The organism is Mucilaginibacter pineti (assembly GCF_900101875.1).
Lineage (GTDB): Bacteria > Bacteroidota > Bacteroidia > Sphingobacteriales > Sphingobacteriaceae > Mucilaginibacter > Mucilaginibacter pineti.
The window spans coordinates 498,303-521,619 of record NZ_FNAI01000003.1 but is presented as its reverse complement, the minus strand read 5'-3'; the positions used below and the strand labels follow the sequence as shown (position 1 = coordinate 521,619).

The following is a 23,317-nucleotide window of genomic DNA, read 5'->3' as shown; positions in this document are numbered from 1 at the left end:
CTTTTTAGATAGTTGTCGTTTTTATCGATACAAATGTGGGGGATATTTTACAGCCCTTTGTTATACAGATCACTGTATTACTTACCAATATTACTGATTGCCCCACAGCGCCTGTATAAACAACACCCGAAGCCGTATATTTGATTCAGAAGAAACGCTAAAGCCATGGAAAAAATCAAAAAGTTCGATACCATTAGCCAGTACAACGCATTTAACAACAATGAAACCCTGCATCCGCTGGTTAGTGTGGTTGACCTTTCCAGAGCAGACAAAAGATACAATTACCGCCAGAATTTTGGGTTTTATACCGTGTTTTTAAAAGATATTAAATGCGGCGATCTTAAATACGGATGTAACTATTATGATTACGAGGAAGGTACCCTGGTATTTGTTGGGCCCGGACAGGTGATTGGCACCGAGAATAAAGATAATGAATTTCAGCCCAAGGGTTATGTGCTGATTTTTCATCCAGACCTGTTACGGGGTACCGCGCTAAGTCGCCATATCCATGACTATACCTTTTTTTCCTATGAGGTGCACGAAGCGCTCCATTTATCAGCAAGTGAACGTAAAATCATTTTCGACTGTTTTTTTAAGATCAAGTTTGAACTGGAACATGCTATAGATAAACATAGCAAAACACTCATTGTGAGCAATATTGAGTTGTTTTTAAACTATTGTGTACGTTTTTACGACCGACAGTTCATCACCCGGGATCATGTGCATAAAGGCATTTTGGAACGATTTGAAAACCTGCTTGGCACCTATTTTAAATCGGATAAACCACAAACTGTTGGTTTACCGTCGGTAACTTATTGTGCCGACCAGTTGAATCTTTCGGCTAATTATTTTGGCGATCTGATAAAAAAGGAAACCGGTAAATCGGCGCAGGAATATATCCAGGCTAAAGTGATAGATGTAGCCAAAGAGCAGATCTTTGATACCAGCAAATCATTAAGTGAAATAGCCTATGGATTGGGCTTTAAATATCCCCAGCATTTTACACGCCTGTTTAAACAGCGGGTTGGTTATTCGCCCAATGAGTACCGCATGCTCAATTAGTAATCCCAAAAAAAGGTATAGCGGTAAAAAAGAAAACGCCAGGTTGATAAGCCTGGCGTTTTCTTTTGTTAGTTTCCGGTCACCCGTTATTATTTATTTATACCCTGGATTTTGATCATCGGGGGTTATTTCGCTATTCAGCTTCAATTCGGAATCAGGTATAGGGTAAAGCGTATTAAATGCCTGAATTGTTCCTGATTGTTTAGCCCATTTATTATTTGCTTTTACAAGATCAACAAACTTACCGGTACGGATAAGGTCAATACGTCGCCAACTTTCGGCAAAAAGCTCGCGGATACGCTCATCCATGATATTGGTACGAAACTGATCCTGCGACATCGCTGTCCACATTTTATCAGTTGGCAAAGTACCGCCCCAGGCGCGGGCCCTTACCTGGTTAACTACTACTATCGCATCGCCTGTTCTGTTCAACTCATTCAAACACTCGGCGTAGCATAGTTTAATATCGCCTAAACGCAGCACGGGCATGTCTTTCCCTGAGTTATACATATTGTTGAACCCAAGACCGCTATGCGTATCAGTACGAAAATCTTCATACTTTTTTACGTGGGGTTTTAGCTCATCAAAATCTGCACCCAGGCCTTCCCATGAAATGATATCAAGCGTTGGCGTAACACCATAATAGGTAAAATCGTACCGGATACTCTCGTCGCGACGCAGGTCGCCATCTTCCCATACCCCACCGTTAGCTACGGTTTCATAAGCATGTATAGTTGGTACAATTTTGTCATACCCTGAATAATAACAGCCATCACCAAATGTATTCTGAACCGCGCGCGATCCGATCTGGAACTGTACTTTATTATTGTTAGGAGAAACAGGACTGTACTGGAATTCCAGGATAGCTTCTGCCGTGTTAGGTTTGCTATAATCCCAAAGATCCTTGTAGGGTACCAGGGTATATTTGCCCATCATTTTTTCAAAGCAATCGCGGGCTTTATCAAAATCACGCAAGCCGGTTGATACCGGGGCCGACATGTATGCCTTGCCCAGCATAGCCAGTGCTGCGCCGCTTGTTGCCCTGCCAGCGTCATTTGTTGCCGGGCAAAAAGCCGCGGCCTTGGTGAGGTCACTTATAATAAATGCCCACACATCTTTAAGCGGCTGACGTTTGAAGCCCAATGTTGATTCGCGGCTGATATCCCTGATGGGTATTTCGCCCCAGTACATGGCCAGTTCAAAGTCAATAAAACCTCTTATAAAACTGGCTTCACCTACGATACCCGCCTCTTGCGAACCAGCTGTAAGTGTAGGCTTATCGATCCCATTGATAATTTTAGCAGCTTCATTTACCAGGGGCCAGCGAAGGTTCCACTGGGTGGCCACTTGTCCCTGCAATGAGTTAAGATTACCGTCGTACCTGTCAAGGCCACCTTTTCCGGGATCGCTTTTCATCTGATAAGCACCTTGCTGCATTTCGTCGGTGCCCATCATTAAAACGGTTCCCTGCTCATCTACCCTGTTATTTAACCAGTTGGCATATACGCCTTTTAAACTTGTTTGTACCAGCCCTACGTCTGAATACACCTTGCTTTCATCCAGTTTTGTTAAACTGTCCTGATCCAGGAATTTTTTGCAGGATGCTGAAAACATTACTGTTCCTGCAATAAATATATTTATAACAATTTTTTTCATGATCTTTTGCATTGAAGTTTAAAATCCAAAATTTACCCCAAGAACAAATGTCCTTACCGGTGGATAACCATAATCGCCTGTTTCCGGATCAAGCCCTTTATACTTGGTGATGAGGAACAGGTTTGAGCCTGTAGCGTACACCCGTACTCGATTGGCATGCCAGCTGTTCAGCAATTTTTGCGGCAGATCGTACCCTAAAGTAAGTGCCGACAAGCGCAGATATGAGCCATCCTGAATTGCGTAATCCAAATCAGACGGGTTATACCTGTTATAGCTGGTATTGTCAATTACGCGCGGTATGTTGGTATTGGTGTTAGTTGGCGTCCACCTGTTTAACAGATCAGTTGAAGCCATACTTGAACCAACACTATTTATTAAACCTTCATAATAACTGCTTATTTTTTTGGCGCCATGCGAGTAAACAAAAACAGCGTTTAAGGACACCCCTTTATAGTTAAGATCTGTTGAAAAGCCGCCATAATATTTCGGATCTTCATTGCCTACGAGTTGTAAGTCATACTGGTTAACAATCCCATCCTTAACGCCATTAGGACCAGAAACATCCAGCGCAAACAAATCGCCCAGACCAACAGTTTTACCGTTATAATTAAGGCCGTCCCATTGCGAACGATTTGATTCCTGTGCAATACCACCCGAACGAAGGGTATAGATGCCGTGTAGCGGCTGGTTAATAAATAAATTGCCTTCACGCTGTATTGTACTGCCAGATATATTATAGATCTCTGTGGCAGTTCCATATAATTGCTTCACTGTATTTTTGGCAAAGGATATATTTCCCGCTAATGTCCAATTCCAATCGCTGCTTTTGATCACCTGGCCGCTTAAGGATAAGTCGACGCCTTTGTTATTTACACGACCAATGTTTTGCAGTTGATGGCTGTACCCGGTGGTAAGCGCAAGCTGTCGATCGAGCAGGAGGTTATCATTATTAATATAAAACGCATCAGCAGTAACAGAAAGGCGCGAGTTCAGGAATGCCATATCGATACCCAGATTGGCTTGTTTTTGCCTTTCCCAGGTAAGGTCCGGATTACCTCTGAGCCCATCGTTAGATATTAATGCATTGTTATTATTCACCTTTGAGCCGTACAGCGTTTGAAAAGCATAATTGGTAATATCCTGATTACCCACAACGCCGTAACCTACACGAAGGCTCAACTGATCAAAAATTTTCTGCTGCTTCATGAAATCTTCTTTGTTGATATCCCACTTTACTGAAGCCGACGGGAATATACCATATTGATGCCCGGGGGCAAATCTTGAAGAACCATCATCACGGGCGGTAGCAGTCACGAAATACTTATCATCATAACTATAGGTAAAACGCGCTATAACTGAAAAAATGGAGTAAGCATAAAAGTTTGATCCGATGGTTGTTTTATCCTGCGCGGCAGCGCCATTAAGGTCAAAATACGACAGGTCATTACTTGCAAAACGGTCGCCTTGCGCCAGTGTATAATTAGAGGTACGTTTGCTGGCACTGGTACCTAATAAAGCGGTGATACGGTGCTTTGAATTGAACGTTTTAGTGTAGGTAGCAGTATTATCCCATTGCCAGTATAAATCGTTCCAGCGTTCGGCCTTGGCGCGTGCATCGCCATTGTAGTTACGGATAGCTTCCTGTATGTTGTTCGGGGTAAAAGTAAAGTAACTTTGCTGCCCGTAATCCACAGAATAGGTTGAGCGTATATCCAAACCTTTTATTGGGTTTATGCTGATATAATTTGATGTTACCAGGCGGTTACGATTTTGGTTGCGGGTAATATCAAGCGCGTTGAACGGGTTGAAACTATTGTTGCTATTTTGACCCAGTGCACGGTAATAAACGGTCAGATAATTAGGAGTATACCTTGTATCTGCAGCGCGGTATGGGTTATAGTTTAAGAGTGGGTTGGCATTAATGGCCTGGTTATACACGTCGTCGTCGGTTTGGCCGTCATCGGTACGGGTAAAACCTGTATTGGTGCCAATCTTCAACCATTTTTTCACATCATAGTCGGCATTAAAGCGGCCGGTGTATTTGTTTTCATTTAAATGCTGAATGATTCCCGTTGTACCTGCATAGCCCAAACTCAGGTAAAATGTTCCCTTGTCTGTACCGCCTGCGAAACTTAAAGCATGGTTTTGCTGATAACCTGTTTGCGAAATTGCCTTAAGCCAATCATAGCTTTTACCGCTATTATTGGTATCAAACTCCTGCTGTGAAAAAGCAAGATTAGTTTTGAGCAAATTGTTATCAATATAATCCTGCCTGTTGGCGGTTGGGTTATCTTTTATGTAACCATTTGCGTAGGCATCTACCCGTAAATTAAACAATTGCTGAGCATTCATGGTTGAAGGCATGTTGGCAATGTTGGAGAAACCAGCCCAACCATCATAGTTTATTGTACCATCGCCGGCTTTTTTCTTGCCCTTTTTGGTGGTAATTACTACAACACCATTTGCGCCGCGTGAGCCATAAAGAGCGGTAGCAGAAGCATCTTTTAATATAGATACCGAGGCTACATCATTCATGTTGATGGAATTAAAGCCGCCAAGGTTGTTTTCCATAATTAAACCATCAACCACATAAATAGGCGTTGAGCCAGAGTTTATGGTGTTAATACCACGAATTCTGATTACAGCATCATCACTTGGTTTTGAACCGCCGCCAATAAATACACCGGCAACACGGCCCTGTAAGGCACTGTTAACATTGGTAACCGGGCGCTCTTGCAGGGTTTTGGCATCTACATTACTTACAGCCCCGGTAAGGTCGCCTTTTTTAAAGGTTGTACCTACTACCACAATCTCTGCAAGGTTATTGTTTGATGCTAACAACACAATGCTCATTGGCTCGGTTTGGGCAGCTATTTCCTGTGTTTCAAAGCCAACTGCGGTAAATACTAAAACGGTGCCGGCTGCCACATTTAGTGAAAACTTACCCTCGGTATCTGTTACAGTACCGGTTTGTGTTCCTTTTATGGTTATAGTAATACCCGCTAATGGTAAACCTTTATCATCAACAATCCGTCCCTTTATGGGGGCCTGTGTCATGTCAAGATCGGCGGGCTTGGTAAATACCGATGGCAGGGCGTTCGCATTCACATTGCTTATCACAATAACATCGCCAGAAACCTCATAAGCCAGGTTTAGCGGAGTAAACAACTGGGTTAATACGGTGCCTAATGATTTTTCGGTAAATGAAGCACTTACTTTTTGGCTGTCATTAATAAGTGCCGGACTAAACACGAAGTTAACATGGTATTTTTGTTCCAGTTTTTTTATGACCGTTTTTAAAGCGGCATTGGTTTCGCTTACCGACACCTTGGTATCCAATATACTTTGGCCCTTAACGTCCTTAGCAAAGGCGCTGGCTAATAATGAGAGACTTAATGTTAACTGTAAAAATGTAATCTTCATTATTTTTACGAGTATAGGTTTATATTTCATAAATTTGGGTAGGGTTAATAATTCGTTAATAACTTGACAAAAAAGCCCCGCTCAACCTTTTAAAGAGGTTACAGTAAATGCTATCAATCATTTGTGGGGCTAAACATTTGGACCGGCAGTACCGCAAATATTGCCGGTTTGTTTTTATGTGGGGGCTATGTACTTTTTGTTTCCATTTTTTTCATAATTAAGTTAGTATTCGATTAATTGGTTAAGGCTGTGGTCACGGGGTTTGACCGTTGATGATAATACGGCCATCAATAAACGCGCAGGATGCGTTAATGGCCTTGCATAATAATTTAACTTTTTCGTCCAGCGGACGATCTGAAAGGGATGCGTTTAAGCTGATATTGCCCAGTTTGGCTTTGTCATACTCAATATTTACACCGTAGGCTTTATCAATTTTTTCAATTATATCGGCAAGGGCTGCATTTTCAAATGTAAACTCTTTTAAAGCAACCTCTTTAGATAAGATGAGCGGTACGGCAAGGCTCTCCTTTTTAAACTTAAATTCATTTATTGCGTAGGTAACCTGCTCATTAGGAACAAGGGTAACTTCATATTTTTCCTTATTGGCCTTTTGGGCGGCTTTTTGGTTATATACCAATACTTTACCTGTATTAACTACTACTTTAAAAGTATTATCATTTTGGTTTTTAACAGTAAAGCTGGTGCCCAGTACGCGCACTGCCATATCATGGCTATGTACAAAAAATGGCATCTGCGGATTTTTATGCACTTCAAAAAAAGCCTCGCCATCTAAAAAAACCTCTCTTTTTTGGCTAAAGTACTTCTGATATTTTAATCCCGAACCGGGTTTTAAAACAGCCAGGCTACCGTCGCTCATACGTACCAACTTTGCCTGGGTGGTATGGTTGGTTACTTCCAGCAACTCGTTTGTCTGCGTCGCTGGCTTGGAACTGGCTATATTACGGTTTTCTGTATCAGGCAACTGGCGATTATTCACTCTGAAAACAACCAGCAAGGCTGTTGCAAATAGCAAAGCTGCGGCCGCTATACGAAACCAACCGGTTTGATAAAATTTACGCCCGATAAATTGTGGCTGTGAAAGAGTTTGCTGCTGCAGGTTAGCAATAATGTCGTTCACTTCACTATCGCTAAGTTCATCCGTCAGCGGTTTAATTCTGATGGATAAAATAATTTCACGCGCTTGCGTTACAGCGCTTTTCCTGTCAGGATGTTCGGCAAGCCATTGCTCCCAAAATATTTGGTGATTGGGTGCGTTTTTTAAAACCGAGTCGATAAAAAAATCGTCGTGTAAAAAGTCTTCGACTTCGAAGTTCGTATAATTGGTCACCGGGATAAATTCAATTGGTTATACAGTATATATGCAGAACAGACAGAATATTACCCTTCGCGGAGGCGAAAAAATGAAGTTTTTTGAAGAAACTAACGCAATTGACTGATAAACAGCGATATAATTTTAGAGGCCGAGTTTTGAAAACGCGATGATGAGCACCACCCATTCCGTGCGGAAATTTTTATAGGCCTTTTGCAGCAGGTTATGTACCGATTGCTTGCTGATCTCCATGATCTGTGAAATATTATCAAAATCGAGGTTTTCATAAAAACGGAGGTACATGATCTCTCGCTGGCGTGTCGGAAGGGCTTTTAATACCTGTTGTATCCGGGAGTTTAAAGTTGTATTTTCCTGTTCGGATATGATTTTCGATTCGATGTTAAACTCCACCAAAAACTGGTAATTTTCGTCGAGCGCCTCGTTCCTGTTCCATTTTGATTGCTCCCGGAATATCCTTAACCGCAGCGCTTTAAATAAGTACCATTTAACAGCCGGGGTCGGGCTTATCCGCAGCCTTCTGCTCCATAGTTCCAGGAACACATCCTGTATACAATCCTTTAAAAAATCCCTGTCCTGGCAAATGCGGTATCCGTAATTAAAAAGCGGTTTGGAATATTTTTTAATCAGCTGGGTATAAGCAACATCATTACCACCCCTAAACAGGTCCCAGAGTTCAGCATCGTCGACGCTATTCAGGTTGTGGCTATCAGTATCCATTAAATTCTACTTACGCAGTGCGCTCAAAATTAATTATAGTATTATACAGGTTTATGCCGCCGTTGGGCTTTAAATTGAATAACGTCAAAGTTATTCAAAAGTTAATAAACCATAATGTTTTAGCACCAAATGCGGTAAAAAAATACTGATGATTCACAATTACTTCATTGATACGGCTACTAAGAGTACTACTTTGCGAAAAGCGGGAGATAATGGTATAGGCATGCTGAACAAAAACATGATGCCAAACAATTTCAGAAAAATTGATAATTCATAACATTCCGTGAAAGGGTTATAAAACACAAAGCCCTGTAAATACTAATATTTACAGGGCTTTTTATTATTCAATAGTTGGATTATTTGATTTTAAACTCATGCCACCATCATTGCCAAATTGATTTTAACGCAGTAACAACAATACTATCCACCTTAATATTGCTATCGGCATTAAGGGTAAGGCCGGTGTAATCGCCATCAGGAAAATATACAGCTGTCATGGTGGTTAAACCTCCGTCGGCAAATAGCTCTACTGATGATTTATCGACTACTATAGTAATATCTGAATTTTTAGCGGCTGTTAACCTGGGAGCCATAAACCGTCCCGAAAAATCTTTCTGAAAATCTGTTTTACCCGACTTTGTTCTGTCGATAAAATATTGATTCTTAATAGCATCATAGCCAATCAGCAATTCTTCGCCCTTTTTGTTAGATAATTTGAGGGTATAAGCTTTTAATTGCGCCATACTTAGCTTTAAAACATACTGACTTTTTAACTTGCCTACCTTTGTCGATAGATCCAACGTTTTGTTAACCATTACATTTTTTGATACAGATACGCCTCTATTGATCTTAGTTAACTCCGGTACCGGTGCCGATGCAAGTACTATACCCTGGTTACTTTGTTTGAGCCGCAGTTCGCGGGGAATGGTGGCAGCATTGCGCCAAGCCTGGGTTGGAACCTGGTTGGCGTATTGCCAGTTGCTCATCCACCCTAAAAATATTTTACGATCGCCTGTATTACTCCAAGTGATACCTGCATATTCATCCGGACCATAATCAAGCCACTTTGTGCTTGAATCAATGGGGGTAAATTTGCTCCCGTCAAAATCACCTACGAAATATTGTGTAGCCGAACCGCCGTTGGGCCCGCCGGGATTGAGGTTTACAACCAATATCCAATAGGTTTTTCCGGCCATTTTTAAAGAAAAAAGATCAGGGCATTCCCATACGCCGCCATGCGCACCCGTTTTAAAACCAAACTCACTTTCTTTTTTCCAGTTTTTTAAGTCAGGTGCCGAATAAAACGAGATATGATCCTGGGTAGCCAGTGTCATTATCCATTTTTTCTCTGCGGTATACCACATCACCTTCGGATCACGAAAATCTCTGATGCCCGGATTTTTCAGAACAGGATTATTAGCATATTTAGTCCATGTGGCACCACTATCTAAACTGAAGGCAATACTTTGATTTTCAAAATCTTCGTGCCTTTCGGCCTCTCTTTTCGGATCGTGGTGAGTAAATATAGCAACCATCGGTATTTTGCCATTTTTGCCAAAACCAGAAGTATTGCCAGAATCAACAACAGCACTGCCCGAAAATATATAACCCAGGCTATCCGGATATAATGCAATAGGCAGTTGTTTCCAGTGAATTAAGTCCTTACTTACCGCATGGCCCCAGTGCATTGGTCCCCAAACAATATCTTTTGGATAATATTGAAAAAATAAATGATAGGTATGGTTAAAATAAACCATACCGTTTGGGTCATTCATCCAATGCTGTGCCGGTGAAAAATGTAGCTGGGGGCGGTATTGTTCTGCATAAGCTGCTGCCGGTTTATCTTGTGCATTAACCATGCAGGGTAAACCCAGGCAAAACAACATCAGCTGTAATATTCTTTTATTAATCATCATAATTTATTTTAAACTAAATAGTTTCAAATTCTTTACCGTAACCGACCCATTAGTGCTGAAGATGCCCCATTGCCGATTTTGAAGTGAGTAGATACGGGTACTTAAAGCTGTTTGCCCATTTACATAAAGCGTGGCAATGGAATTTTCGATCACCACCTTAAACGGATAATCCTTCCCGGTTGAAAGTGAAAAAGGTATAGATGCCTCCGTAACCGTATTGCCCGATGCCACCCTGTCGCTCTGCATATTGCCGTTTATAAACCCAAGTTTATAGGCCTGGCTAACATCTGTATTACTACCTAACAAAATGCCAAAGTTTTGTGGTATGGCGGCAAAACTCAGGGTACCTGTTATCATACTGGTGCCTTTTATGTTACCAAATAAAGCATAGCTTAATGCATTTGCGGAGGTTAATTGGTAGTCGCTGCCGGTTGCTGTTACATCACTTGTTTTTGTTGCTGCCGCGATAGGGTTTTCTTTAGTAAAAGAGTTTGTTACCGCATCCGGAACCGAAACAGATAAAGTACCATCGGTGTTTTGGGTAAGCAGGTGGGTGCTCATATTGCCCGCAAATTCTTTATTACCGGCATCAACAAAACCACTTTTTGTTGGCACCCAGCCAAACAGGTAACGGTTCTTGCCATCGTAAGCCGTTTTGGCCGCATAAAAATATTTGCTGTCCAGTAAATCACTGGCCGGTGTTGTCCATATACCATCTAAAGATGTGCTTATACGGTAGTGAGTTGCATTCTCCAAATTAGTATCGGAGAATACAAGGTACCAGTAACTGCCCATCTTAAATATATCGGGGCATTCCATCATATCATATTTATCTGACGTATACAATGGTTTCTGGTAAACCCAGTTTGGTGTAGCCAGATCTTTAGTGGTAAAATATAACAGGGAGCCTTTGCCACCAGCTTGTGCAGATATGATCAGCCAGTATTCGCCCGTTGCATCATTATATACAATAAACGGATCCCGGAAATCATTTATGCTATAACCGGCAGGCGCACGCAATATGTAATTCGTTTTCTTGGTCCATGTGTTCAAATCGGTACTGGTGGCGTATTGAATAGCTTCCTGCCCCTGCCCCGTTCCCAAAAACAGGTAGTTATGACCCGTGTAATAACCATAATAGGTATTGCCTGCCTTTATCACTGAACCTGTTCCCAAAGTAAAGTCCTGTTCGCTTTTGGTCCCTAAACCTATCATCTGACCGGCATAGGTATAATTGGTAAGATTGGTTGTGGTATATTTATACCAGGGGTGATAATTTGGTGCATTGTCCCGCCAGTCCTGCAAATAAAACAGATGGAAGGTGTTGCCTTCATAAAAAGGTATTACGTCGCCAACATAACCTTTTACCGGCGCGGGATAAATGGCAAAAGTAGTAGGATGCGGATCTGTAGAAACAGCTATGGCGCTGTTAATTTTATCTTTGGTACAGGCCATCAGCAAACTGGTTAATGATAGCACTGTGAATATTTTCTTATACATAATTTCAGGTTTAAGAAGGTACCGGTGTTATCCGGCACCTTCAGTATTTTATTTGGTTAGATAATTCAGCGCATTAAGGCTCATTCTCTTAATATTAGGCAGATAGCTATTTGCCGGGCCCTGCGTATTAGTACCCGGAATAGGTTCTGCATACCAATCATACGCCCCCAAAGCAATTACGAGTGTTTTGCCGCTTCCGCTTTTGGAAGGGAACTCGGCTATACCGCAGGTAACATCCCGGGTATCATCGCCATCTACAGTTGCCAGGTCAATGCCCCCGGTTTGAGCGCGCCAGCCTGCTGCATTAGTATATCCCCCCCATTCATTTACCTTCCACCATGCGGTATGGTTAAGCCGCTCCGTACCATCGCTAATGAGATAGGCCACATGCGCGTTGGCCAGCGCTAATCCCTGGAAAAGAGGATGACTTTCCCTGCCGTTAAAGTTGATGCCCCAGTTTCCGCCCGGGTTTGGAGAACTATCGCCAAATACATTGTTTGAACCTTTAAAAGGAGGCACAATGCCCAAAACCGGCAAATACAATGCTGCATAAGTGGTTAAAAAGAAATTACCACCGCCTGCATAATAAGCCTTCAACCTGTTGATCACATCAGCGTCATTGGCAATATCAGGCAAACTTTGAGCGCTATCAAAATGCCACCAGATGGCTTTGTATTTACTAAGTGTAGCAGTGCCCGCTTTAATGTCATTAAACGACACATAATCAGCATATGGAAAAGCAGTGAACAGCCAATCGGCCGCGGCCTTTTCATCGGGGTTGGTAATTCCCGCCCTGTTAGCCGCTGTACCCACAAAACCGATGTAGATAGCAGTTTGCACGGTAACCTTATAATCAAAAGTAGCTACAGAAGAGGTTACTTTATAATTAACCGGACTGGTAAAATCCTGAACGGTGCCCGTTGCCGGTGTAACCGTAAGGCCCGAAGATGCTGTAAAATCTGGCTTAAGCGCGGTAAGGTCGCTGCCCGGCGGCAGGGTAACAGCTATGGTATGGCCTATATCATCTATAGTACCAGCTACGCCGTTAACTTTAAAACTTGTAAAGGCTGGCTCAACAGTTGCCTTTACTATATAATCGCTGTATATATTTCCGTTGGCAACGCGGTAGGTAACCGGTTGTGTCATATCCATTACGGCACCTGCTGCAGGAGCAATTGTTGCACCTGCTGGTAGCGTGATCTCGGGATTTACGGCCGAAAGATCCGATCCTAATGGCAATAACAGGGTGATTGTTTTGGTGCTTTCGTCAATAGTTCCGCTTACACCATTGGCTTTCAAAGCGTTGATCCTGGCTGAACTGCTTAGATCGAGATCTGATTTATATTTTTTGCAGCTGCTGAAAACGGCGCTGCATAGTAAGATAATTGCGATGATCTTACTGTAATTTTTGCCTATATTTCTCATAATTGGTTAAGGTTTGGATTTACCAGCCGGTATTTTGTTTATATAATCCTTTGCTAAAATTAATCTGGTTAAGCGGAATAGGTAAGTATTCGTCCCTGTTCTTTTTAAACAGCGCATCCTGGAGATGCCCTACCCTCGATTTTTCGGCCGAAAAATAGTTATTCAGGTATTCGGCGGCTATGCCCCAGCGTACCAAGTCAAAAAAGCGGTAGCCCTCCATGGCAAATTCCATCCTTCGTTCGTAACGCATGGCCTGACGCGCATAGTCATTGGTCCACACACAGTTTACACCTGGCTGATAGGTGCTGATCTTATAATTGGAGGTTGGCGAACCGTCCTTTTGCACCAGTAGCTTTGTGCTGTTACCTGCGCGGGTACGTACCTGGTTTATTAGTGATAAAGCTTCACCTTCCCTGTCCATTTCAATCAATACTTCGGCCTTCATTAGTAAAACATCACTGTAACGGATAATTGCCCAGTTTTTAGCGCTCGACATAAATGGCGGGAATTTCTTGAAGGATGCGTCATCATAAGCTACGGTTTCCTTCATGCTCAACAGTGGTCCGTAAACTTGCGGCGCACGTGACCATGACGACTGGTAAATAAAATCGGTTTTATATTTATATGGATGGCCGGGAATAGCAGCAGTATGATCAAGCCTCGGGTCAAAATTGCCGGCAAAGTAATTGCCGGTTTGTTCAACATCTGTATTATTGAATGTGCTGAACAGCGGCAAACCATTGGCATCAGTCTGAAAAGCATTAATAAGATTATGGCTGGGTACGTGAAAACCACAGCAGCCGTATTGCGAAACCATAGGATAATTAAGCGAATGCCCGTTATCTACCCGCCCTTCAGGCGTTCCGTCATTTAACGAATATTGTATGGCGAACACCGATTCGTTACTATTTTCAAACTGGGTTAAAAAGTTGTTGGCAAAGTCGGCTTGTAAACCATATTGGCCGGAGTTTATTACGTCATCGCACAGGGTATTCACCTGGCCCAGTTTATCTTTATCAATTGACGTTACATTGTTATTATCATCCTGCACATAGGCCTGGTATAACAATGTTTTTGCAAGGTAAGCGCTGGCAGCGTATTTATTTGCCCGGCCTTTATCGGTTTGTGTAGCAGGCAAATTATCTGCGGCAAATTTAAAATCGGTGGCAATCTTTGTCCAAAGCTGGTCGCTGGTATAGGTGCGGTTTGATACGGTGTCATATCCTGCCTTTGGTGTATTTTCATCAATATAAGGCACCCTTTTGTAAAGGATCTTTAACAGGAAATAGAAATGTGCGCGCAAAAAACGCATTTCGGCCTGGCGGGCAACTTTATCAGGATAGTCGGTAGTACTCATTTTATCAATTCTTGCCAATGCATCATTTACACGGTTTACCCCAATGTAAATGCGGTACCAGGTTTGGTCTGATGCGCCAAGATCAACCCGGTTAAGCGAGAATGTTTCGTAGGCATGAAAGTCAGACACATCGCCCGTGCCATCGCCGCCCTTGTAGGCATCACCGCTGCGGATGCTGCCATAGGCCCACATATCACTATAAGGCGCTGCCCAATAGTCGTTACCCAAAGCAGAATAAGCGGCAATGATCATTTTATCAACATTAGCGGGAGTATTTAATTCGTCGCTGGAGATAAGCCCTTGCGGGGTTTCGTCCAGGTATTTTTTACAGGATGCAAACAGCACACAAATCAGGGCTGCCAATAATATTTTCGTTTTCATTTTTACCTTGATTTTAGATTAAAAAGTTACGTTTAAACCCAGCGTAGTAACAATTGGGATAGGGAACACATTGGTAGAGTTCTCCGGATCTGGCGAGGTATAGGATTTGCTTTTGATGGTCAGCAAATTACTGCCTTGTAAAAACAGCCTGGCATTTTGGAAATGCAATTTCTTAGCCATGTTTTTAAAGTTGTAACCCAATTGCGCGTTGCGTAATTTAAGGTACGATCCATTCTCTATATAGTAAGTCGACCCACGCCCTTCATTATTCCGGTCTACCGTAGTTAAAGCCGGGATGGTTGAAGTTGGGTTTTGCGGCGTCCAGGCTTGTAGTACACGAGAGCCCCAGTTTGCGCCGGGCTGTAACGAGGTAAAATCGGTTAAGTTTTTATAGGTATTGTAAACATCGTTACCCTGTACGCCCTGTAAAAAGAAGCTGAATTCGAAATCTTTATACCTTAACGTGGTGTTTAAGCCATAGCTAAAATCAGGGTCGAAGTTGCCGATGTAGTCACGGTCTTTGTCGTCTATTACATTATCGTTGTTTAAATCTTTATAGCGTATGCGGCCAAGTCCTTTACCTGGTTGTGCGGCCGAGTTATCAACCTGTGCCTGGGTAGTAAATAACCCATCGGCAACGTAACCAAATATGGAATTAACAGAACGGCCAAGGATATTTTTATCGGTACCATTACCCGGGTAGGAAGTAAGTACTTCTGGCGGCAAACTGGTTACTTTGTTACGGTAAGCAGATACGTTTCCCGATAGACTAATATTAAAATCACTGCTGATATTGGTGCTGTAATTTACAATAGCTTCAAAACCGGTATTCCTTACAGATGCGCCGTTGGCCGTGCGGTTACCACCTTCGCCAATAACAGCAAGGTATGCAGGGGTAATGAGGATATCTTTGGTGTTTTTGACAAAATAATCTAACGAGCCGGTTATCTTATTGGCAAAAAGGCCAAAATCCAAACCGTAATTGTTTTGGGTTGCTGTTTCCCATTTCAGGTTATCATTTCCCTGCTGCGTTTGTACATAGCCTGACGGCAGCTGCCCAGTGCCGTTACCGCTTATATCATAAGCCGTACCACCATCAAACGCACCTGTTAAGTTGGTGCCGTAAACCGGCGCATAAAGCGTGTAAATGCTATAATTTCCGCTTGATTGATTACCCGTTTGCCCCCAGCTGTAACGCAGTTTCAGATCAGAAACCGCAGGTACCGAGTTTTTAAAAAATGATTCTTCGCTGATCCTCCAGCCCAATGTTGCCGCAGGGAAATAGCCATACCGGTTATTTTTACCAAACCTTGATGAACCATCTCTACGTAAAGTTACAGAGGCCAGATAACGGTCATTATAAACATAATTGGCTTTACCAAAGTACGATAACAAGGCGTTACCGGTACCGCCGCCACCGTTTAGTACATTGGTTGTACCGGCATCCAGGTAGGCATAATTAATATCTTCCAAAGCATAACCCTGTCTGCTGCCAAAAAAGCTTTGATTGATCACCTTTACCTGCTCATGACCCAGTAAAAAGTCCAGCTTGTTTTTGCCAAAATTAAGGTTGTAAGTCAGTGTGTTTTGCCAAATGAGGTTACCATCATAAGCGGCATTTGTGCTCACGAGGTTGGTAGGATCATTTAAAAACCCTGATACATACGATTTACGCAATGTACGGGAGTAATTTATAGCATAATCAACCCCAAAACTTGTGCGGGCGTGCAGATTGGACAGAATAGCCAGATCGGCAAAGGCATTGCCGAACACGCGTCCGAAATGATTTTTATTTTGCTTATTGTCCTCAATAAGGCGCAAAGGGTTTTGCCTGTCGGCCATACCCGGTGACGGGCCACCCCAGCCGCCATTGATATCGTATACCGGCACTGCGGGTTCATCAATCAGCGAGAGGCCGGTAATATCGCCCGTTGGCAGCAAAACATCTTTCATGTACGTGGCCGAAAAGTTTTCGCCAATCTTTAAGCGGTTATTAAAGAAGTTGTAATCTGAATTGAAACGTGCGGTAATTTTTTGATCGCGCGATTCTTTGATGATGCCCTTGTTATCATAATAGCTTAAAGAAAAAAGGGAATTGCCTCTTTCGTTACCGTTAGATACATCAAGGTTATAGGATTGCAATACAGATGGTTTTGAAATTTCATCAAACCAGCGTGTGTCTGCCGGTTTTAAGGTTTTAGCCGCATCCAAAAACTCAGGCAATAACACCTTGTTCAAAACGGGATTATTATAGTCGCCGTTCCAATCGTATTGGTAAGTAGAGTTATTGTTGGGGTTGATGCCATCATTTACCGCGGCGCGCCAGTAGGCCTGTCCGCGTTGCTGCGTATTCAGCACATCCAGCTTACTGCTGTAAAACTCCACCGAAGTAGTTGCCTCAAAGTTGATCCGGTTAACCCCCTGTTTACCTTTTTTTGTGGTAACAATGATAACGCCGTTTGCCGCACGCGAGCCATAAATAGAAGCCGACGCAGCATCCTTCAACACCTGGATGGATTCTACATCTTGCTGATTGATCTCCTGCAGGCCGCGGGTGGTTGGCACCCCATCTATCACGTAAAGCGGGTCATTATTGTTCAGTGTACCGATACCTCTGATCCTCACTGTCGCATTCCCAGCCGGCGAGCCATCAGAACTGATAGTTACGCCCGGTACGCGGCCCTGCAGCGCCTTGATGGGGTTACCTGCGGGGATATCTTTTATATCCTTCACATCAACCACGGCAACGGCGCCGGTAAGGTCCTTTTTCCGTTCCTGCTGATAGCCGGTTACCACCACCTCGTTAAGTGTATTGGCCGTCATATCCAGCTTAACGGTTACATTTTTGGTATCGGCAGTAACCAAAATACTATATGGCTGCGCGCCGATATAGCTAAATTTAAGATTTTGCCCGTTTTGGGCTTCAATGGTAAATTTACCTTTAGCATCTGTTAACGTTGCTTTTTGTGTTTCCTGCACAACAACGGTAACCGCATCAAGCGGGTGCCCGGCATTATCGGTAACTGTACCGCTAATGGCCCTGGACTGCCCGTAGCTTACACCTGTACAGGCATAAAAAAGGGCAAACAAAAGTAATAGTCTTCTCATTTTTAGGTTATTTGGTTATTATTGGTTGTTGGTTTAGTTAAAGGTTTTTAAAATATCTGATTGCGGAACGCATGGTAATCCGCAAGTTCATAATCAGGGCAGCCGCCCTTTTTTGTTGCAATAAAACCGCCCATCGCTATTGCATTTTTTAATAATGTTTCTGGTGCTTCGCCCAGGTAATGATTTGCTATAAAAGCTGCTAAAAAGGAATCGCCGGAGCCAATGGTATCAGATACAGCTACCTCCCTGCCAGCAACATGATATGCTTTGCCACGGTTGTAGTAAGAGGCACCAAATTCGCCTTTGGTAACTATTACTTCAGGGATCTGGAAACGATCCTGGATAAACCTGATCTGTTCGGCCTCATTCCAGTATGATCCCCTGAATAATACCTGCGCCATTTCCAGTTCTGCCTGGTTAAACTTAACGATATCGGCTTTTTTCAGCAGATCCTCTAACAGGTTGCGGTTAATAAACGGCGGTCGCAGGTTAATATCAAAAACTTTGATGGCATCGCTCTCCAGTAATTCAAACAAGGTATCGCGCGATACACTGTTCCGTGATGCCAGGCTGCCAAAAACGAAATAGGTTGATGGCCTCATCTGCGTTTTGATATGCTCACTATCATTAATAAAATCCCATGCCACGGGGAAGATAATCTCGTAGGATACTTCATTACCGTTATTCATTTTGGCAATTACTTCGCTGGTTGGATGATCTGCATCTACCTGCAGCAAATGTTTCTTAATTCCCCATCCATCCAGCAGGCTTTCCAGTTTCTGCCCATTTTCATCATTCCCTATTTTACTTACCAGGCTGGTAGGCATCCCCAGCTTATTCAGGTGGTACGATACATTCAGCAAGGCACCACCCGGCTGCGGCCCATCAGGCAAAACATCCCAGAGTATTTCGCCATAGCAAATGGCCGGTGTAATTGTATTTATTTGTAAACTCATTATTGTAAGTATTAATGCATTACCATATTAGTTTCAATTTGCTCTAATGACCGTCCCTTGGTTTCCGGCATAAACTTCCACACAAAAATCAGCTGACAGATCATCATGGTGCCAAAAAAGGAGAAGGTTATTGTTCCGCCAAGTTTTTCGGCAAAATATGGAAAGGAAAATGCGATGAGCGCTGCCATGATCCAATGGGTAGAGCTGCCCAATGTCTGCCCTTTTGCACGTACCTGGTTCGGAAATATCTCTGATATAAATACCCAGATAACCGCACCCTGCGAAAAAGCAAAGAATGCAATGAACAACATCATATAAGCAGGAATAGCAAAGCCACTTAAATGCCCTGAATAAAAGGTATAGGCCACCAGGAAAAGAGAAACGATTAAGCCAACAGAACCTATGAGCATCAGTATACGACGGCCTACTTTATCAATCACATTAATAGCCAGGAGGGTAAATATAAAATTGATTGCGCCGAGGCCAACTGTTGACAGCAGCGATGAATGCGCTCCTAGTCCGGCCATTTCAAATATGCGCGGGGCATAGTATATAATGGCATTAATACCCGAAACCTGGTTAAAAAAGGCAAACAAAACGGCCAGCACCACCGGTGTTTTATATTGACCGGAGAACAGGTTGGTACTTGTAGCACTACCTTCGCTAAGGCTCGAGTTTTTAATGGCCTCCAGTTCCTGGTCGCAGTTGAGCGGATTGATGACCCTTAGTATTTTGAGGGCCTTTACCATCTCACCCTTTTTAAGGATAAGCCAGCGCGGGCTTTCGGGTATAAAGTAGATCAGTACTAAAAACAATGCTGAAGGAAATGCCTGTACGCCAAGCATCCAGCGCCATGAGGCCTCGCCACCCTGGCTAATAAGGTAGTTGGACAGGTAGGATATCAGAATACCCAAAACCACATTAAACTGGAACAGGCCAACCAAACGGCCCCTCCTATCCGCAGGCGAAACTTCTGATATATAAATTGGGGCCGTTACTGATGATATGCCCACGCCTAAGCCGCCCAATAAACGGAATACTAAAAAAACATACCAATTATCAGCCAGTGCTGTACCTACCGATGATAATAAATAGGCTGCCGCTACAAAGTACAGCGTATTTTTACGCCCGAACATATCTGAAGGCCTTGCACCAAATAACGAACCAATGACTGTACCTATTAATGCAATAGATATGGTAAGCCCATGCTCAACCACCGACAGGTGCCAAAATTGCTGGATAGATTTTTCGGCGCCCGATATTACAGCGGTATCAAAGCCAAAAAGAAAGCCACCAAGGGCTACGACCATGGACCAGGCCAGGACGGAATGTTTTCTCATAATAATTATAAAAGGTGTTAATTGGATTTTATGGTTGCAAAGTAGGGCGATTTGCAAAGCGGCAGTTATTGATTTTATACCAAAAGCGTACAAAAATAAAACAGCATTTAATTAACTGATTTACAGATAAATAAAATCAATTATCGTTTTAATTTTACCCAGAGGTTTGTTTTTGTTACCTGCTTATTTCAATTTTGATACATAATGATACATGCAAGCACACGACTAAAACCCCTCCTATTTGCATTGTAAAAACTTTTATTGATACTTTTGTATAGGGCTCCTTAAAAAGGATTCAGCTACCACATAAACCAGTACCCGATATTTACTTATTATTTGTATTTAACTGATAAATGGCTTTGCACTATCAACTGCGTAAACTATTACTGCCGATACTATGTATACTGATGGCATTTACCGGCTGTAAAAAGACGGATAAAACATCACAGTATACCATAGGCTTTTCGCAATGCGTAGGATCTGATCTGTGGCGGCGCAACATGCTGGATGAAATGAAAATGGAACTTTCATTACATCCGGGCGTTAAATTCATTTATGCCGACGCCGATAACAGCAGCAAAAAGCAAATTGAGCAGGTAACTCAGATGCTTAATGAAGGTATAGACCTGCTTATTATATCGCCCAACGAAGCACAACCACTTACCGGCATAGTTGAACAAACGTATAGCAAAGGGATTCCTGTAATAGTAATTGACCGCAAAACATCATCAGACCTTTATACCGCTTATGTGGGTGCCGATAATTACCAGATAGGCAAAATGGCCGGTGAGTATATTGGTGCAAATTTAAATGGTAAAGGCAATGTTGTTGAGGTTATGGGGCTGCCCGGTTCCTCGCCGGCTATTGAAAGGCACCGGGGATTTAGTGATGCTTTATCTAAATTCAGTAACATTCACATTAAAGCCCAGGTTTATGGCGATTGGCTTAAAAACAATGCGCAAAAGCAACTGGGCCAGATAAAACCCGATTTAAAAACAGCCAATGCCTTATTTGCACATAACGATGTAATGGCCGGCGCATCCAGAGAAGTTTTAAATAGCCTGCGTTTAAATCAGCACGTTAAAGTTTTAGGGGTAGATGCCATGCCCGGGAATGGCGGCGGCTTGCAAATGGTGGCTTCAAAAATCATTGATGCCAGTTTAGTGTACCCTACAGGAGGCAAAGAGGCCATTACCACCGCGTTCAGGATATTGAATAAAGAAAGCTTTGCCAAAGAGAACATATTGCAATCATTGGTTATCGATTCAACCAATGTACAGTTAATGAAACTGCAATGGAGCAAAATTAACAGCCAGCAAAAGGATATTGAACGCCAGCAATCTTTACTGGAAGAGCAGCAACAGGTTTATAACAGCCAGCAACTTATTTTAAACATCATTGTTATCACCCTGGTACTGGCTATAGTTTTTGGTGGGCTTGCATTTTACTGGCTAATGGAGAACCGCAAGATCAATAAAAGCTTGGAGGCCAAAAACAACGAGATCCTGTCGCAACGGAATCAGTTGATAGAAATGTCATCACGGGCCGAAGCAGCTACAGAAGCTAAACTGAACTTTTTCACCAACATTTCGCATGAGTTTCGTACGCCGTTAACCCTTATCCTTTCGCCGGTTGAGGATATGATGGGCAATGAAAAACTGAATATTGTAGCCGGTAAAAATTTAAAACTAATCCATAAAAACGTTTTCAGGCTGATGCGATTGGTTAACCAGCTGATAGACTACCGCAAAATTGAATACGATAAGCAGCAGATCAACGCGTCGCCCAATAATTTGGTGCATTTTGTTAGCGATATTATGGAGAGTTTTCAGCACAACGCCCGTAAACGAAATATCAGTCTGAATTTAACAACGGCAGAAAAAAACATAAACGTTTGGTTTGATAATAATATGCTGGATAAGGTTTTCTTTAACTTACTGTCAAACGCCCTTAAATTCACTAAAGATAACGGCCGCATTCATATCACCATTAATAAGCTGCAAGACACGGTTGAGCTAACCGTACAGGACACCGGTATTGGTATGGAACCCGAAGAAACAGCGCATGTTTTCGACCAGTTTTACCAGGCAGATAATGGCAATGCCAAAGGCTCGGGCCTGGGGTTATCTTTATCAAAAGAGATCATTGCGCTGCACCACGGCAATATTAACGTAAGCAGCAAAAAATGGCAGGGCACTATTTTTACAATTACGCTGCCGCTGGGCAACCCGCACAATCTCACAGCCTTACCAACAAGCGGTACGGTTAACGCATGGGCCATTGACGAACGTTCACGCATTTACACTGCCGATCTGGAACAAACCGAAATAACAACCGATATAGATGCCCTTGCCCAACCCAAGGACCAATCTATTTTAATCATTGAAGATAATGCCGACCTGCTGCAATATTTAAGCGAAAAGCTGGGTGCTAATTACGAAATATTTACTGCCGATAACGGCACGCAAGGTTTATCAGAAGCATTTGAAAAAGTGCCAGACCTCATTATATCTGATGTGGTATTGCCAGGTATGTCTGGCAAGGTTATTACCGAAAATATTAAAACAGACATCCGTACATCGCACATCCCGGTGATATTGTTAACGGCCCAGGCAAGCGTGGAGCAGCAGATAGACGGCATCCGCAGTATGGCAGATGTTTATATGGTAAAGCCGTTTAATTACGATCAGCTACTTGCTACGGTAAAAAACCTCATCAAAAACAGGGTTATACTAAAGGAGCATTTCACCAGCGATGTAAGCCACGGTAAAATACCTGTATCAAAAGCTCTCGACAAAAAATTCGTGAATGATTTTGCCGGTATAGTTGAGCAAAACCTGGCTAACGAAAACTTTAATGTAGATGATATCTGCAAAGCCATAGGTATTTCGCGCGTGCAGCTTTATCGCAAGGTAAAAGCACTTTTAGGCTGTAGCATTACAGATTATATTTTAAACCGCCGCTTAAAAAAAGCCACCTATTTATTAGTTCATGAAGGATATTCCATATCTGAAATAACTTACATGGTTGGTTTCGCAAGTCCTAATTACTTTGCAACCGTGTTCAAAGCAAAATATGATTGCACCCCAAGCGAGTTTAAAAGAAAACAAACGTCCTGAACCATT

The 23,317-nt window shown here is 42.7% G+C and carries 13 protein-coding genes; 2 read left to right on the top strand and 11 right to left on the bottom strand.

Annotated elements, in window-relative coordinates:
• Positions 1–165: 165 nt before the first annotated feature.
• Positions 166–1,062 (top strand): helix-turn-helix domain-containing protein, encoded by an 897-nt coding sequence (locus BLS59_RS10335; protein ID WP_091148679.1) that lies wholly within the window; start codon positions 166–168, stop codon positions 1,060–1,062.
• Positions 1,063–1,155: 93 nt separating this feature from the next.
• On the opposite strand, the gene BLS59_RS10330 is transcribed toward BLS59_RS10335, so the two are convergent.
• The 11 genes from BLS59_RS10330 to BLS59_RS10280 all read right to left on the bottom strand — a co-directional run bounded on the left by BLS59_RS10330 (position 1,156) and on the right by BLS59_RS10280 (position 20,192).
• On the bottom strand, positions 1,156–2,718 hold the full coding sequence (locus BLS59_RS10330) for a RagB/SusD family nutrient uptake outer membrane protein (RefSeq protein ID WP_091148815.1): 1,563 nt from the start codon (positions 2,716–2,718) through the stop codon (positions 1,156–1,158).
• 18 nt (positions 2,719–2,736) lie between these two features.
• Complete coding sequence (locus BLS59_RS10325) at positions 2,737–6,141, bottom strand: TonB-dependent receptor (RefSeq protein ID WP_162842606.1); 3,405 nt, start codon at positions 6,139–6,141, stop codon at positions 2,737–2,739.
• Between the two features lie 253 nt (positions 6,142–6,394).
• Positions 6,395–7,489 carry a FecR family protein gene (locus BLS59_RS10320; protein WP_091148676.1) on the bottom strand — a complete coding sequence of 365 codons (1,095 nt, stop codon included), beginning with the start codon at positions 7,487–7,489 and terminating at the stop codon, positions 6,395–6,397.
• 126 nt (positions 7,490–7,615) lie between these two features.
• Positions 7,616–8,209 carry an RNA polymerase sigma factor gene (locus BLS59_RS10315; protein ID WP_091148674.1) on the bottom strand — a complete coding sequence of 198 codons (594 nt, stop codon included), beginning with the start codon at positions 8,207–8,209 and terminating at the stop codon, positions 7,616–7,618.
• A 383-nt stretch (positions 8,210–8,592) separates the two neighbouring features.
• Complete coding sequence (locus BLS59_RS10310; RefSeq protein WP_091148672.1) at positions 8,593–10,125, bottom strand: glycoside hydrolase family 32 protein; 1,533 nt, start codon at positions 10,123–10,125, stop codon at positions 8,593–8,595.
• A 3-nt stretch (positions 10,126–10,128) separates the two neighbouring features.
• Entirely contained in the window at positions 10,129–11,625 is a 1,497-nt protein-coding gene (locus BLS59_RS10305) for a glycoside hydrolase family 32 protein (RefSeq protein ID WP_091148668.1), read from the bottom strand.
• A gap of 48 nt (positions 11,626–11,673) precedes the next feature.
• Positions 11,674–13,050, bottom strand: a complete 1,377-nt coding sequence (locus tag BLS59_RS10300) for a DUF4960 domain-containing protein (RefSeq protein ID WP_091148665.1) — start codon at positions 13,048–13,050, stop codon at positions 11,674–11,676.
• Between the two features lie 19 nt (positions 13,051–13,069).
• The gene (locus tag BLS59_RS10295) at positions 13,070–14,788 is read right to left on the bottom strand and encodes a RagB/SusD family nutrient uptake outer membrane protein (RefSeq protein ID WP_091148662.1); all 1,719 of its coding nucleotides are present in this window, start codon (positions 14,786–14,788) and stop codon (positions 13,070–13,072) included.
• Between the two features lie 18 nt (positions 14,789–14,806).
• A complete protein-coding gene (locus tag BLS59_RS10290) occupies positions 14,807–17,896 on the bottom strand; it encodes a SusC/RagA family TonB-linked outer membrane protein (protein ID WP_091148659.1) in 3,090 nt (1,029 codons plus the stop codon).
• Positions 17,897–17,943: 47 nt separating this feature from the next.
• The gene (locus BLS59_RS10285; RefSeq protein WP_091148656.1) at positions 17,944–18,852 is read right to left on the bottom strand and encodes a carbohydrate kinase family protein; all 909 of its coding nucleotides are present in this window, start codon (positions 18,850–18,852) and stop codon (positions 17,944–17,946) included.
• 11 nt (positions 18,853–18,863) lie between these two features.
• On the bottom strand, positions 18,864–20,192 hold the full coding sequence (locus tag BLS59_RS10280) for a sugar porter family MFS transporter (protein ID WP_091148809.1): 1,329 nt from the start codon (positions 20,190–20,192) through the stop codon (positions 18,864–18,866).
• A 353-nt stretch (positions 20,193–20,545) separates the two neighbouring features.
• Between BLS59_RS10280 and BLS59_RS10275 the strand changes: the two genes are divergently transcribed.
• The gene (locus BLS59_RS10275; protein ID WP_205411235.1) at positions 20,546–23,311 is read left to right on the top strand and encodes a hybrid sensor histidine kinase/response regulator transcription factor; all 2,766 of its coding nucleotides are present in this window, start codon (positions 20,546–20,548) and stop codon (positions 23,309–23,311) included.
• Positions 23,312–23,317: the final 6 nt, after the last annotated feature.

Coding starts and splice junctions, on each gene's coding strand:
- BLS59_RS10335 (WP_091148679.1), top strand. CDS start 166: ATGGAAAAAATCAAAAAGTTCGATACCATTAGCCAGTACAACGCATTT.
- BLS59_RS10330 (WP_091148815.1), bottom strand. CDS start 2,718: ATGAAAAAAATTGTTATAAATATATTTATTGCAGGAACAGTAATGTTT.
- BLS59_RS10325 (WP_162842606.1), bottom strand. CDS start 6,141: ATGAAGATTACATTTTTACAGTTAACATTAAGTCTCTCATTATTAGCC.
- BLS59_RS10315 (WP_091148674.1), bottom strand. CDS start 8,209: ATGGATACTGATAGCCACAACCTGAATAGCGTCGACGATGCTGAACTC.
- BLS59_RS10310 (WP_091148672.1), bottom strand. CDS start 10,125: ATGATGATTAATAAAAGAATATTACAGCTGATGTTGTTTTGCCTGGGT.
- BLS59_RS10305 (WP_091148668.1), bottom strand. CDS start 11,625: ATGTATAAGAAAATATTCACAGTGCTATCATTAACCAGTTTGCTGATG.
- BLS59_RS10300 (WP_091148665.1), bottom strand. CDS start 13,050: ATGAGAAATATAGGCAAAAATTACAGTAAGATCATCGCAATTATCTTA.
- BLS59_RS10295 (WP_091148662.1), bottom strand. CDS start 14,788: ATGAAAACGAAAATATTATTGGCAGCCCTGATTTGTGTGCTGTTTGCA.
- BLS59_RS10290 (WP_091148659.1), bottom strand. CDS start 17,896: ATGAGAAGACTATTACTTTTGTTTGCCCTTTTTTATGCCTGTACAGGT.
- BLS59_RS10285 (WP_091148656.1), bottom strand. CDS start 18,852: ATGAGTTTACAAATAAATACAATTACACCGGCCATTTGCTATGGCGAA.
- BLS59_RS10280 (WP_091148809.1), bottom strand. CDS start 20,192: ATGAGAAAACATTCCGTCCTGGCCTGGTCCATGGTCGTAGCCCTTGGT.
- BLS59_RS10275 (WP_205411235.1), top strand. CDS start 20,546: ATGGCTTTGCACTATCAACTGCGTAAACTATTACTGCCGATACTATGT.